At 46.4% G+C, this 14,469-nt stretch carries 13 protein-coding genes; 9 read left to right on the top strand and 4 right to left on the bottom strand.

Annotated elements, in window-relative coordinates; genetic code table 11:
• Positions 1–252: 252 nt before the first annotated feature.
• The 8 genes from LX69_RS04265 to LX69_RS04230 all read left to right on the top strand — a co-directional run bounded on the left by LX69_RS04265 (position 253) and on the right by LX69_RS04230 (position 9,585).
• Positions 253–2,277 carry a transketolase family protein gene (locus tag LX69_RS04265; protein ID WP_111444587.1) on the top strand — a complete coding sequence of 675 codons (2,025 nt, stop codon included), beginning with the start codon at positions 253–255 and terminating at the stop codon, positions 2,275–2,277.
• 228 nt (positions 2,278–2,505) lie between these two features.
• Positions 2,506–2,976 carry a YfiR family protein gene (locus LX69_RS04260; RefSeq protein ID WP_170124233.1) on the top strand — a complete coding sequence of 157 codons (471 nt, stop codon included), beginning with the start codon at positions 2,506–2,508 and terminating at the stop codon, positions 2,974–2,976.
• A 20-nt stretch (positions 2,977–2,996) separates the two neighbouring features.
• Positions 2,997–3,317, top strand: coding sequence for a hypothetical protein (locus LX69_RS04255; protein WP_111444585.1), 321 nt, complete (start codon positions 2,997–2,999; stop codon positions 3,315–3,317).
• Positions 3,314–5,386, top strand: a complete 2,073-nt coding sequence (locus LX69_RS04250) for a TonB-dependent receptor plug domain-containing protein (protein WP_111444584.1) — start codon at positions 3,314–3,316, stop codon at positions 5,384–5,386. The genes LX69_RS04255 and LX69_RS04250 overlap by 4 nt, the downstream gene beginning before the upstream one ends.
• Positions 5,387–5,539: 153 nt before the next feature.
• Positions 5,540–7,078, top strand: a complete 1,539-nt coding sequence (locus LX69_RS04245) for a YifB family Mg chelatase-like AAA ATPase (RefSeq protein WP_111444583.1) — start codon at positions 5,540–5,542, stop codon at positions 7,076–7,078.
• 137 nt (positions 7,079–7,215) lie between these two features.
• Positions 7,216–7,890, top strand: a complete 675-nt coding sequence (locus LX69_RS04240; RefSeq protein ID WP_111444678.1) for an inorganic pyrophosphatase — start codon at positions 7,216–7,218, stop codon at positions 7,888–7,890.
• Positions 7,891–7,902: 12 nt separating this feature from the next.
• On the top strand, positions 7,903–8,640 hold the full coding sequence (locus LX69_RS04235; protein WP_221621271.1) for a TylF/MycF/NovP-related O-methyltransferase: 738 nt from the start codon (positions 7,903–7,905) through the stop codon (positions 8,638–8,640).
• Between the two features lie 6 nt (positions 8,641–8,646).
• The gene (locus tag LX69_RS04230; RefSeq protein WP_111444581.1) at positions 8,647–9,585 is read left to right on the top strand and encodes a DUF368 domain-containing protein; all 939 of its coding nucleotides are present in this window, start codon (positions 8,647–8,649) and stop codon (positions 9,583–9,585) included.
• Between the two features lie 41 nt (positions 9,586–9,626).
• Here LX69_RS04230 and LX69_RS04225 read toward each other — a convergent pair whose 3' ends face one another.
• From LX69_RS04225 to LX69_RS04210, 4 genes are all read right to left on the bottom strand, one after another.
• A complete protein-coding gene (locus LX69_RS04225) occupies positions 9,627–10,121 on the bottom strand; it encodes a dihydrofolate reductase (protein WP_111444580.1) in 495 nt (164 codons plus the stop codon).
• A 3-nt stretch (positions 10,122–10,124) separates the two neighbouring features.
• Positions 10,125–10,919: a thymidylate synthase gene (locus tag LX69_RS04220; RefSeq protein WP_111444579.1), complete on the bottom strand. Its 795-nt coding sequence runs from the start codon at positions 10,917–10,919 to the stop codon at positions 10,125–10,127.
• A gap of 155 nt (positions 10,920–11,074) precedes the next feature.
• Entirely contained in the window at positions 11,075–12,739 is a 1,665-nt protein-coding gene (asnB, locus tag LX69_RS04215; protein WP_111444578.1) for an asparagine synthase B, read from the bottom strand.
• Positions 12,740–12,995: 256 nt separating this feature from the next.
• On the bottom strand, positions 12,996–13,712 hold the full coding sequence (locus LX69_RS04210; protein ID WP_111444577.1) for a DNA alkylation repair protein: 717 nt from the start codon (positions 13,710–13,712) through the stop codon (positions 12,996–12,998).
• Between the two features lie 379 nt (positions 13,713–14,091).
• On the opposite strand from LX69_RS04210, the gene LX69_RS04200 reads away from it, so the two are divergent.
• The gene (locus LX69_RS04200; RefSeq protein WP_111444575.1) at positions 14,092–14,424 is read left to right on the top strand and encodes a hypothetical protein; all 333 of its coding nucleotides are present in this window, start codon (positions 14,092–14,094) and stop codon (positions 14,422–14,424) included.
• Positions 14,425–14,469 lie beyond the last annotated feature (45 nt).

Raw genomic sequence — 14,469 nt, 5'->3', positions numbered from 1 at the left:
ACTCTCTTTTGATTTTAAACGTGTTGCTATTGCTCGTTACGTGGGTACCCCGGTGTGCTGTTACCATATTTTCCACTCTTTTTACTGATTTCAACACCAATGTGATGAAAGGGGGTCGGATAAAAAATGTATTTTTGCGCTGAAAAAATATCGAATTCCTATTGATTTGTATCACTGGTCGATATCTGTTTCATAAATAGCCTTGTATGGCTTTTATCATCATGCTCGAAAACTGTAAAACTCAATAACAGAATGGACAACAAGATTTTAACAAGAACAGCCGACAATATCCGTATTTTGGCGGCGTCGATGGTTGAAAAAGCCAAGTCGGGTCACCCCGGTGGTGCCATGGGTGGTGCCGATTTTATGAGTGTTCTCTTTGGTGAATTTTTAAATTACGATCCTGCTGACCGTACTTGGTTTTTGCGTGATCGTTTTTTCCTCGATCCCGGTCACATGTCGCCTATGCTTTATGCAACTTTGGCGCTGACCGGAACATACACCATGGACGAAGTTTCTAACTTCCGTCAATGGGACAGTCCCACACCCGGACACCCCGAAGTGGATGTGAAACGCGGTGTTGAAAACACCTCCGGTCCTCTCGGACAGGGTCACACCATGGCGGTTGGTGCTGCCATTGCTCAGAAATTCCTTGCTGCTCGTTTTGGCAACTGGATGAACCATAAAATTTATGCTTTCATTTCTGACGGAGGTGTGCAGGAGGAGATTTCTCAGGGTGCCGGTCGTGTTGCCGGTCACTTGGGCTTGAATAACCTGATCATGTTCTACGATTCAAACGATGTGCAGCTTTCAACCAAAACCGAAGCTGTGACATGTGAAGACACTGCTAAGAAATATGAGAGCTGGGGCTGGAAAGTGGTTACTATCAATGGTAACAATCCTGCCGAAATTCGTGAAGCCCTAAAAGCGGCTCATGCCGAAAACGATAAACCATTCCTGATTATTGGTAAAACTCTCATGGGTAAAGGTGCTCGCAAGGCTGATGGTACCAGCTACGAGGGGCAAGTTTCGACCCACGGGATGCCTCTTGGCGAAGCAGGCGCTTCGCTCGAGAAAACCATCGAGAATTTGGGTGGAGACCCTAAAAATCCTTTCGTGATTTTCCCCGATGTGGCTGACTTTATGAAAGCTGCACATGCCGAAAAAGCGAAAGTTGTGGCTGCCAAAAAAGCTGAGCAAGCTGCTTGGGAAAAAGCCAATCCCGAATTGGCCGCTAAACTGGCATCTTTCGTGTCGGGTAAAGCGCCTCAGTTCGATTTTAGTGCCATTCAGCAGGCTGCTAACTCGGCTACCCGTGCTGCATCGGCAACTTGTTTGGCCGCTTTTGCCGGTAAAGTTGAGAACATGATTGTGATGTCGGCCGACTTGGCCAACTCCGATAAAACTGATGGTTTCCTCAAAAAAACCACTGCTTTCACCAAAGGCGATTTCAGCGGTTCATTCCTTCAGGCCGGTGTTGCTGAGCTTACCATGGCTGCTATTGCCAACGGTATGGCCTTACACGGTGGCGTGATTCCCGTTTGTGGAACATTCTTCGTGTTTAGCGATTACATGAAACCTGCCGTGCGGATGGCTGCTTTGATGCAATTGCCCGTGAAATATGTTTGGACGCACGATGCTTTCCGTGTTGGGGAAGATGGTCCTACTCACCAGCCTGTTGAGCAAGAAGCTCAAATCCGTTTGATGGAAAAACTGAAAAACCATCATGGTGAAAACAGTGTGTTGGTTCTGCGTCCTGCCGATGCTGAAGAAGCGACTGTGGCCTGGGAGATGGCTTTGAACAACGTTTCTACGCCTACTGCATTGATTTTGTCGCGTCAAAATATCAACAACCTGCCAGGTTCAAACTACACTCAAGCTCAGGCTTGTAAAAAAGGTGCTTATATTGTTGAAAAAACCGAAGGCAAAGCCGATGTGGTGTTGTTGGCAAGCGGTTCTGAAGTGTCAACACTGGTTGACGGAGCTGCCAAGTTGCGTGCCGAAAAAGGCTTGAAAGTACAGGTGGTTTCTGTGATTTCTGAAGGTCTTTTCCGCAATCAACCGGCTGCTTATCAGCAAGAGGTGATTCCTGCCGGTGTGCCAGTGTTTGGACTAACTGCCGGTTTGCCCGTGACCCTCGAAGGGTTGGTGGGTGCCAACGGTAAAGTATGGGGATTGAGCAGCTTTGGTTTCTCAGCGCCTTACAAAGTGTTGGATGAGAAGTTTGGATTCACTCCGCAAAACGTCTTCAATCAGGTTGTGGACTTGCTGAAATAATTCATTTTGCTTATATCACAGAAAGGCTGCCCCATCGGGCAGCCTTTCATTTTACTGTGCCTATCGCATATTAGCGATGAATGCTTGTCAAACTTTTTGGTCAATTCGTCAACAATGTGAAAAATTTCCTCAAATTAACAGTTGATGTCAGCATAATAATGTGCAGTTTTGAGAGGTAAATTCCTAGCCATGAAAAGACTTTTATTTTTAATTGTAGTTTTTTGCCTTATGGGAACTTCTTCCCTTTTTGCTCAGAAGGAGCGATTTAAGGCACTCTTTATTTTTAACTTCACAAAAAACATTGAGTGGCCAGCAGCGTCACGAGGAAACCAGTTTGTGATTGTGGTCATTGGCAACTCTGAATTGATTGCCGAACTTGAAACCATTGCCCAAACTCAACGAGTTGGTAATATGCCCATTAAAGTGGTGGATTATACCAGTCTCGACAATCTTAATGGATGTCATCTTGTCTATTTATCCCCCTCAAAGTCTGGGATGCTATCGAGCTTGTTGACCAATGTTAATGGAAAGCATACGTTGGTGGTCAGCGATGGAAAAAACCTGGCCGCAAAGGGATCTGGCATTAGTTTCGTGCAGGATGGAGATAAGTTAAAGTTTGAAGTCTCTCGAAAAAATATCGAAAAACAAGGCCTTAAATCCAGTTCTGCATTGGCGAACCTGGGAATCGTGGTCGATTAATTAATAATCCTTTCATTTTTATGACAAAGCGATTTTGGCGCGCCGGTATACTGGCATGCTTGATTAGTTGTGTGGGTGTCGCTCACGCTCAGGTTTCTTCATTGAATGTTACTGAGATGAGCGAGGCGCAAATTCGACAATTATCTTACAACGATTTGTTGCAACTCTCTCTCGAAGATTTAATGACTGTAGCCAACCGTTTTGGGATGTCGGCAGATGAAATTTTAGAGTATTTTTTGAACAAAGATGTGGTGGCGGCTTCCAAAAAGGCCGAAAAGTCAATGGAGTCTCCCCTCTCAACAACGGTAATTTCAAAAGAGCAAATTGAACAGTCTGGGTGACCAATATTCCTGAGGCGCTTCGGATGGCTCCCGGGGTGATTGTGCGTGAAAAGACGCCCGGAAACTATGATGTGCACATTCGTGGGTTTGATAACATCCCTTCCAACAATATGTTACTCTATTCGGAGAACATGCTTACCTTGTTGATGATCGACAACCGTCCGGTTTACAATTATAGTTTTGGCGGGACTTTATGGGAAACTCTTCCCATTGAGGTGAGTGATGTGGAGCGGATTGAAATTATCCGCGGTGCCTCCAGTGCTCTTTACGGTCCCAACGCTGTGACGGGAACTATCAACATCATCACTAAAAAATCGACTGATAAAAAATTGGTGGTTCATGCTGATAATGCTGTCGGGAACAATAATTCTAAACTGGCCAACGTGTCCGGAAGTTTTGGCGTTGGAGAAAAGTTGAAATTGCGTCTTTCAGGGAACTATCAGTGGAATGGGCGTTTTAATAAAGATCATTATTATTATGGTGATGGTCAGTATCATCCGCAGTCATTTTTCGACGAACAATACGAGGAGATGAAACCCCTGTATAAGGTGAAGCTCGAAGAAGATATTTATGAAAAAGAACCGATGAATGAACGAGCCGGTGAAAAATTTGGAGCTAACATCTCCGGTTCGATGCCTTTCTCTGAAAAGGTCAATGTGGATTTTGCACTGGGTTCTCAAAAATCAGTTGTGCTCTCTTCTGCTCTCGGGAATCAATGGAATCCTTTGATCACGCGTGATTCGGAGACTCATTATGCCGATTTGCGGGCGCAGGCTTACGGGTTTCAATTTCAGGCCAATTATCTGTTTGGGGAGCGTGATTATGAACGTATGAGTAAAGGGTTTTACATCATGGAGGATATCCTCAATCTAAATCTTGAGTATGAATACAAGTTCAAGAACCTCACCCTTCGCCCCGGTGTCAGCTATCAGGAGACTTTTTACGATGACAGTAAAAAAGTGGATGCTGCTAAACATGAAGGTTATTTGAACGGTAAAAAGGAGTTGAGCTCTCTGTCTTATTTCTTACGTGCTGATTATACCCTGTTTCAGAAACTGCGTTTGATTGGTGCCATTCGAGGTGATAAATACAACAAGCCTGATAAAAATTATTTCACCTGGCAATTTGTCGGGTCTTATAAAATCAATGATAACCACATGTTGCGTGCTGTGTATTCTCGCGCCAATCGTGGTCCTTTCATGGCCGATACGTATTCGAACTATAAGTGGGAGACTATACCTGGATATTACAATATCAATTGGAATGGTAAGCAGGATCTAAAACTTCCGGTAATGGACATGATTGAGTTTGGTTACCGCGTAAAGCCCATTAAGAACATCCAAGCCGAGTTTGAAGTATTTCGCAATACTGCCACCGATTACAGTTGGTTTATTCCCGACAGTTTAAAAATGTACAATGTGACGGTTTATCCGACTTCTCCGGTTCCGACACCCGTTCCGGGTGGTTTGGAAGGTTGGATCAGTTACCACAATTTTGACCTGAAGGTGATTCAAACCGGGGTTTCTGCCAACGTGCAGGTAGCTATGAGTCGTAATCTGACGATGAACGTTTTTGGTACCTGGCAAAAAACAGAGTTGGAGAATTTTTATCCAAAGAGTACTTTCGAAATTTTGAATGCTTTGACCATAGATGCAGGGACGAAAGCGGTGATGGGCGCCATGATAGCTGGTAATGGGCTGCCCGTTGGCGAAGTCAAAGCCACCAATGAGGTGAAAACTACTGAGTTGGTCAGTCAGGATCACGAAGCGACTCCTTCGTTTTATGGTGGAGCAGGTGTTAACTATATTCTTAAGGATAAGTGGAACATCAATACTACCTTGTATTATTACGGCAAACAAACTTTTGTGATGAACCGTAGTTATAGCGCGTTTGGCACTGATGAAATTTCGGCCAAGACTTTGGTTAACTTGAAAGTGTCTTATGAATTTATGAAGGACAACAAGGTGTTTGTCAATGTGCGAAACCTGCTTGATGACCGCAGTAACGAATTTGCTTTTGCCGATCAAATCGGGGCGAAGTTTTTTGCCGGCGTGAATTTGACTTTTTGATTTTTTGTGATTCATAAATTGGGTGGGTCGGCAATTTTTTGCCGGCCTTTTTTATTTCTCCTTATCAGAATTTTGTAAAGTCCTTCAGGTGATGTAAATTTAGTGACGTGATGGTGTTTTACAGCCATTCGCCTAACCCTTAACATCTGCTTTATGTTAGTCAAGACTTTCGGAGCTGCGGTATCCGGTATTCATGCCGTGGTCATCACCATCGAGGTAAGTGTTTCTCCCGGCATTCGATTTTTTATGGTCGGTCTGCCCGATAATGCTGTAAAGGAAAGTCAGCAGCGCATCGAATCGGCCTTAAAAGTGTCGGAGTTTAAATGGCCGGGTTACAAGATTATTATAAACATGGCACCAGCTGATATCCGCAAAGAGGGATCGGCCTATGATTTGCCGCTGGCGGTGGGTATTTTAGCAGCCTCGGGTCAAATTTCTCAGGATTTGTTGTCGAAATACATTATCATGGGTGAATTATCGCTCGATGGTAGTTTGCAACCGATCAAAGGGGTTTTACCCATCGCCATTAAAGCCAAGGAGGAGGGTTTTAAAGGGCTGATATTGCCAATGAGCAATGCTCGTGAGGCTGCTGTGGTGAAAGGAATTGATGTGTATGGTGCCGAAAATATTCGTCAGGTGGCCGATTTCATGGCCGGGATGAATAATTTGGAGCCGTTTGTGGTGGATACTGAACAAGAATTTGCCGGTATTTTTGCCGATGGTGAAGATGATTTTGCCGATGTGAAAGGTCAGGAAAGTGTGAAACGAGCCTTGGAGATTGCAGCTGCCGGTGGGCACAATCTCATCATGATAGGCCCTCCAGGTGCCGGTAAGTCCATGGTGGCCAAACGTCTGCCCGGGATTTTGCCCCCTTTGACGTTGGAAGAGTCTCTTGAGACCACGAAAATTCATTCGGTGGCCGGAAAAATCGGGTCGAATACGTCCCTCATCACGCGACGTCCGTTTCGGAGTCCTCATCACACCATTTCTGATGTTGCCCTTGTAGGGGGTGGTTCATATCCGCAACCCGGTGAAATTTCGTTGGCTCATAATGGTGTTTTGTTTCTCGATGAGTTACCCGAGTTTAAGCGGACAGTTCTTGAAGTGATGCGTCAACCCTTGGAAGATCGTCACATTTCCATTTCGCGCGCGCGTTCGAGCATCGATTATCCTGCCAGTTTTATGTTGGTAGCCAGTATGAATCCCTGCCCGTGCGGTTATTTCAATCATCCCGATAAAAAGTGTGTGTGTGCTCCAGGCGCTGTATCGAAGTATCTTGGGCGCATATCGGGTCCATTGCTCGATCGCATTGATTTACATATAGAAGTGGTACCGGTACCCTTTAGTAAGTTGGGCACTGCACCTGCTGCCGAGAAGAGCGAAGTCATTAGAGAACGGGTGATGCGTGCACGCAAAATTCAGGCGCAACGGTACTCGGGGCATCAAGGGGTACACTGCAACGCAATGATGAGTTCCCGTTTGTTGCGTCAATATGCCGTTCCGGACGAGGGGGGGAGTCAGATTTTGAAGAATGCCATGGAAAAGTTAGGGCTTTCGGCCCGTGCCTACGATCGCATACTTAAGGTGAGTCGCACCATTGCCGACATCGAAGGGATGGATGCCATTCAGGCTCATCATATTGCCGAAGCAGTCCAATATCGAAGTCTCGATCGTTCCGGCTGGGGGGGGTAAATGGGTTTATCTCATTCATCAATGCAAAAAAAACACACGAATTGGCATTATTTATAGCGAGGACATGAAAGCGATCGCAAAACGTTTATTTTTGTGGCACAATGCAAAAAATCAAAGAAAAACCTAAACACACCGATATGTCCACAAATAGTTTGATGGATCCCATTGGTCGCTTGATGGGCTTGCGATATAAGTCACACCCCTGGCACGGGATTGATATTGGTGACGATGCCCCTGAAGTTCTCACTTGTTTTATTGAAGTGGTTCCCACGGACACCATTAAGTACGAGATTGATAAAAAAAGCGGTTATTTACGCATCGACCGTCCTCAAAAATATTCCAACGTGGTTCCCACCCCTTATGGTTTTATTCCGCAAACCTATTGTGGTGAGCATGTTGGTAATTTCTGTTCTGCTAAAACCGGTCGTGAGAACATTAAGGGTGATGGCGATCCGCTTGATATATGTGTCATTACCGAAAAGGATGTGCCGCACGGTGATTTATTAGCTGTGGCCATTCCCATTGGAGGTTTTCGGATGATTGACGGCAATCATGCCGACGATAAAATCATCTCGGTGCTAAAAGGGGATGTGGTGTATGGTCAATTTACCGATATTTCGCAATTGCCCGAGCTGGTGATACAGCGTTTAAAGCACTATTTTCTTACTTACAAAGACATGCCCGGTTTGAGCAACGAGTCGGAAATTACTCACATTTATAACGCCGAAGAGGCCCACGAAGTGATTCGTCTTTCGATGAAAGATTACGAGAAGCGTTTTGAAGTTTTGCGTAATGCGCTGTTGAACTATTAATCATCTTTTATGATGAGCACCTTTCAGTTTCTCAATTTTCTTTTTCTGAATGCCATTGCGTGGGTGTTGCTGAGTTACTACTGGAGTTTTTGGACTTATAAACTCTTCAAGCCGTTTCGATGGCTCGATTTTGTGAAAGAGAAGCTGCTTTCACCCGGCTTGTTGCGTTTGGAACGCCGCGAGAGGGAGAAAGTATGGTTTTACCTGTTGTGGCTCCAGTTAGAACGTATCAACAAGCATCAAATCAGCGGGGCATTGGCCGAAGTGGGGGTTTACAAAGGTGCATCGGCGCTCATCATGCGACAGACGCTCCCTGATCGTGAATTGCATCTGTTTGATACTTTTAGCGGACATCCGGCCGAAATGATTCATGAACACTTCGACAGTCGCGAACGCATTGGTCGTGCCAATTATGCCAATTGCAGTGTTGACGAAGTGCGAGCAATGTTAAACGAGCCTCATACTTTTTTGCATAAGGGTGTATTTCCACACACCGCAAATGCAGTGCAAGGTCAGGCATTTGCTTTTGTGCATCTCGATGCCGACCTGTATCAATCGACCATTGATGGGTTGAGGTTCTTTTATCCGCTGCTCGTTCCTGGGGGAACGATGGTGGTTGAAAATTACAACCACAATTGGCCCGGAGTAACGGTTGCTGTGGATGAGTTTGCGCGCGAAATTCCCGAAGTCTTTGTCGAAATGCCCAATCAGTACGGGGCTGTGGTGTTGATTAAAAATCAAGAAAAATAAATATTCATGCAACGAACTCCTCTTAATTATTTATTGATATCCCTCAAAGGCATCGCTATGGGAGCTGCCGATGTGGTACCCGGAGTGTCGGGAGGTACCATCGCATTTATTACCGGTATTTACGAAGAGTTGCTGGCTTCCATCAAGGGGCTTCCGACTGCATTACCTGTTCTATGGAAAAAGGATGGCGGAGTAAAAAAAATTTGGGAAGCAGCCAATCTTAATTTTCTGTTGTCCTTAGGTTTGGGGATTGTCTTGAGCATTTTGTCGTTGGCTCGCTTAATGACTTGGCTTTTAGAAACGCACCCCATTGTGACCTGGTCGTTCTTTTTTGGGTTGATTTTGGCTTCGGTATGGTATATTATGCGAGAGTTGAACAGGATTAACATACAGGTTGTGGTCGGTTTTGTGGCCGGAACCTTGCTGGCATGGTGGATCACCACCGTTTCTCCCACCGAAACGACCAATGCTACCTGGTTTGTGTTTGTGTCGGGTGCTATTGCCATTTGCGCAATGATTTTGCCGGGTATTTCCGGTAGTTTTATTTTGCTTTTGCTTGGTAAATATCTGTTTATGATGTCGGCCATTAAGGAAATGAAAGTGGCAGTTATTTTGGTATTTATGGCAGGTGCCGGTGTGGGTATTATTACTTTTTCAAATGTGTTGACCTGGCTGCTGAAGAAGTATCATGCGATTACTGTTGCCGTGCTGGGCGGTTTCATGGTTGGGTCGCTCAATAAGGTGTGGCCTTGGAAAGAGGTGACCTCAACTTATATCAATTCACACGGTGTGACCAAGCCATTGACTGAAAGCAATGTGTTGCCCACTGCCTATGAAGCCGTTTCGGGGCAGGCTGCCTTATTGGTGCCGGCTGTTGTCGCAGCATTGGTAGGACTTGGGTTGGTTTTTGCCATCGAATATGTGGCAAAGATGATGAAAAGATAAAACTCGGTTTTAAATATCGGTTATTAACTACGAAAGGGCTCTTAATGAGCCCTTTCGTAGTTAATGAATGAGTATTGGTAACCACTTTTATCATCTGTGCAGATGCCCTGTCGCGACACTTCCTGCCATTCGTTGGGTCTGATGCAAGGGAAAAAGGTGTCGGCATCCGGAAATGTGTGGTGTATTAGCGTGACATAGAGTTTGTGAGCAAGTGGCAAAAACAATTTGTAGATGGTGGCTCCACCAATCACAAATACCTCTTCGTCGGATTCGCACAAAGCCAGTGCCTCCGAGGGGGTGTGTACCACCGATGCTCCCGGAGCTATGTACCCTTTCTGGTGGGTGACCACAATGTTGTGACGGTTGGGCAGGGCGCCCTTTGGCAGCGATTCAAAAGTGCGTCGTCCCATGATCACGGGGTGACCTGAAGTGAGTTGTTTAAATCGTTTCAGATCATCGGACACGTAGGCCAACAGGTCGTTGTTGCGCCCGATGGCATTGTTATCGGCCAATGAAAAAATTAGGGAGAGCGTCATCTGTTAAATGGATATTTGCCCGCTGATGTGGGGGTGCGGGTCATAATTGGTCAGTTCGAAATCGGTGTAGCTGAACTTGTCAATCTCGGTGATGTTGGGATTGATGCTCATGTGAGGTTTTTTGCGGGGTTCGCGGGTCAGTTGCACAATCACCTGGTCGATGTGGTTGTGGTAAATGTGTACATCGCCCAGCGTATGCACGAATTCACCGGGCTTTAGGCCGGTGACCTGAGCCATCATCATGGTGAGAAGGGCGTAGGAGGCAATGTTAAAGGGAACTCCCAAAAAGAGGTCAGCACTTCGTTGGTAAAGTTGGCAGCTCAGTTTGCCCTCGGCCACATAAAATTGAAACAAGATGTGGCAGGGTGGTAGCTGCATATCGTCAATTTGACCCACGTTCCAGGCGCTGACGATGTGGCGGCGCGAGTCAGGGTTATTTTTGATGCTTTCTATCACCTGCTTGAGCTGGTCGATGTGGCCACCGTGGTAATCGGGCCACGAACGCCATTGGTAACCATAAATGGGGCCGAGCTCACCGTCGGGTTTGGCCCATTCGTTCCAAATGCGCACGCCATTGTCCTGTAGGTATTTTACGTTGGTGCTGCCCTGGATGAACCATAGCAGTTCATGAATAATCGACTTCAGGTGAACCTTTTTTGTGGTTACCAGAGGGAACCCTTTTTCGAGGTTGAAACGCATTTGATGTCCAAAAACACTAATGGTGCCGGTGCCGGTGCGATCCTCTTTTTTGACCCCTTCGCGGAGTACCCGCTCGCATAAGTCGAGATATTGCTTCATGGTTGCTGCCTTTTAGGGGGGTAAAAATACAAAAAATCCGGTGCAAAAACCCTTTAGGTTTTGCACCGGAATTAGGAACAGTCCGCGTTAGAAAATACAATAAAACCCTTTATCCAAATCTTCAGCTCAATTTCTAAACGTCCTGTTTTGTTGTGTTATAAAGCGTCGTTGTGCACGCTTTTCACCGCACGACCCGACGGGTCTGCATTTTTGCGGAACGATTCGTCCCATGCCAGTGCTTCGGCGGTGCTGCAGGCCACCGATGGTACTGATGGCACACAGGCAGCAGCCTGCTCCGATGGGAAGTGTTCGGCAAAGATGGTGCGGTAGTAGTATTCTTCTTTGCTCATGGGCGTGTTGACTGGATAGCGGAACTTGGCGCTGGCCATTTGTTCATCGGTAACTGCGGAGGCAGTGATTTCTTTCAGGGAGTCAATCCAGTTGTAACCCACGCCGTCGGAGAATTGTTCTTTTTGGCGCCAGACCACGCTTTCGGGCAGATAGGTTTCGAAGGCCTTACGCAGGATCCATTTTTCCATCTTCTCTTTGCCGGCCATTTTTGCAGCGGGATTCAGGCGCATGGCCACGTCCATGAACTCTTTGTCGAGGAAAGGCACGCGTCCTTCAACACCCCATGCCGCCAGCGACTTGTTGGCGCGAAGGCAGTCGTAGAGGTGCAGTTTGCTGATTTTTCGCACGGTTTCTTTATGGAACTCTTCGGCGTTGGGAGCTTTGTGGAAGTAGAGGTATCCGCCAAAGATTTCGTCGGCGCCTTCGCCTGAGAGCACCATCTTCACGCCCATCGATTTGATGACGCGTGACATCAGGTACATGGGGGTTGATGCGCGTACCGTGGTTACGTCGTAAGTTTCGAGGTAATAAATCACATCGCGAATGGCATCCAACCCTTCTTGCACGGTGAAGTGGATTTCGTGGTGAACGGTGCCAATGGCATCGGCCACTTTACGTGCCGCAGTCAGGTCGGGTGATCCTTTCAGTCCCACGGCAAATGAGTGCAGTTGAGGCCACCAGGCATCCTGCGCATCGTTGGACTCGATGCGTTTGCCAGAGAATTTTTTGGCGATGGCTGAGATGATGGATGAATCCAAACCGCCCGACAACAGCACGCCATAGGGTACATCCGACATGAGCTGGCGTTTCACGGCCGCTTCCAGGGCGTCGCGCAGCTCGTCAATGCTGGCCTCGTTGTCCTTCACGGTGTCGAATTGCTGCCAGTCGCGGTTGTACCAACGGGTCATTTCGCCGTCTTTACTGTAAAGGTAGTGACCGGGCAGGAATTCCTGAATGATGGAGCAAATGCCTTCGAGTGCTTTGAGTTCGGAGGCTACGTAAAAGTTGCCTTGTTTGTCCCATCCTTTGTAAAGCGGGATGATACCAATATGGTCACGCCCTACCAGATAGACGTCTTTCTCGGTGTCGTAAAGTGCAAAGGCGAAGATCCCGTTGAGGTCTTCTAAAAAGGCAGGGCCTTTTTTGCGGTAGAGAGCCAGAATGACTTCGCAGTCCGAATTTGTCAAAAATTCGTATTCCCCTTTGAGCTGTTCACGAATCTCCAGGTGGTTATAAATTTCGCCGTTGACGGCCAGTACCAGTTTCCCGTCTTTGCTGAACAGGGGTTGTCCACCCGATTGGGGATCAACAATGGCCAGGCGTTCGTGAGCCAGAATGGCCTTGTCGGTGCAATAAATGCCCGACCAGTCGGGCCCGCGGTGACGAATCTTTTTTGACATGCCCAAAACCTGGGCTCTCAACTCTGATGACTTCTGTTTCAAGTCAAATGCTGCTACAATCCCGCACATATCTAATCTGTTTATATTGAGTCAGTAATGTTTGTTTAACTGGGCAAGGTTGTTCGCACCTACCTCGCCCCTTGCTTTAAAACAATTCAAAATTACTCATTAAAATGATAAATCCAAAGGATTCAGCAATTATTAACATTAAATCGTAAGCAGAAGTGTTTTAAAACTATTGAAATGATTCGGCTGAGTCTGATTCTGGATGAAAGTGTAATAAGGGACGATTTTCGCGTTATCAACTGAGGATTGATATCGGGGTTTATTTTTTTGAACGTTTAAATCTGGCTTTTTCTTCGGGCGTCATTTTTTCGCACGCATATTGAATGATGAGTCTAGGTGCCTCTTCTTTCCATTTGAGAAGGAAGCGCTCGGTTTCAAGGGGTTGATTTTTCCAGGCTTCGCGCAAAAACCAGCCCATGCCTTGGTGCACTTCGCGTTGGGGGTCGCGCATCAGTGGCTCAAGGAAGTTGAAAATGTCGGTGAAGGAAGATGCATTTTTTAGTGATTTGATGAGCGTGACGGGGACGCATCGACGTTGAAAGTGATAGGGCGAGGTGAGCCATGGGGCAAATGCTTGCATCGTAATGAGTTCTTTTTCGATGAATTTTGGCAGCACCATCATGCCCAAAATGTCGGCATGCGCCCAGTTGTGAATGCCTTTGGCAAACCAGGAATTAATGGCATCAAAATGTTGCCTGGTCAGCTGTTTGTGCAGAGCGTCGAGGAGGGTGAGGGGAATTGAAATTTCTTCGTACATGCCTCCGGGGAGCATCAGGGGCATGGTATCGATGACCAGGTCGACGGTCACTCCCGGTTTCTTTTTAAGCATGGCCACCAGTTCTTTGGCTTGTGGCGAGGTGAGGCCGTGGCCTTTAAACCCTTCTTTAAAAAAGCGGGCATATTTAATGATGTTTTCTTCGGTGCCATGTTCGCGGCAGTAGTCAACGATTTCGTTGCGGAGGGTTTGTGGGGTCATGGTCAATGATGTGTGAATGAAATCATGAGGTTAAGTTAGGGAGATGTTTTGCAATATGACAGGGGATGTTGCATTTTAACCTTCTTTTTTGTTGGGTGTATGGATTTGTTCGAACTGAGTGGGATTACCCATGGCAGGCAATTGGGTTTATTCTCTTCGTGTCGCCGAATAAATCCATTTTGCATTCCTATACATCATGGTCGAACTTTGTTAGGGAGCAAAGACTGGTTCTCGTCATATTGTCAGAGCTTGTGTCTGTGAGATTGAAAAGTCGTGTTGATGCCGGTGTTTGGTGGCGGGTTAAATGTGTGTGGTCATATCTCAGCGAATTGGCTATCTTTGCATCATTCGGTTTCAAAATGGAGAAAAAAGAAACGTTATGAGAATCACCTTGTTTAAGTTGCCCAGTCATCGCGTGTTCAATCATATACCCATTTATTACGATGAGGTTAAAGAGGAACAGAAGGAGCGTGAACGTCGTATTAAAGATGAATTGGGCATTGATGGCAGCGAAGCCGAGATGAACCGTTCGGCCATCGAAGGTCGTATCCGAGGCAAAATGCGAGGGCGGCGGGAGTCGATGTTCAATGTCACCCGCAAGGAGAAAAACAAGTCGAACATCCGATTGATTATCATCATCTTTATATTGATGGCGCTGGCCTATTATATGTATTCAACCAGTCGCGAATGGCTGGATCTGATTACGAAATAAAACCTGTGGTGATCTTTTTTTGTCCGGGGTCGATTACTTATGGCC

Origin of the sequence: Breznakibacter xylanolyticus, assembly GCF_003254275.1 — a bacterium.
In the GTDB taxonomy this organism is placed as follows: Bacteria; Bacteroidota; Bacteroidia; order Bacteroidales; family Marinilabiliaceae; genus Breznakibacter; species Breznakibacter xylanolyticus.
This window is presented reverse-complemented; position numbering and strand designations above follow the sequence as displayed.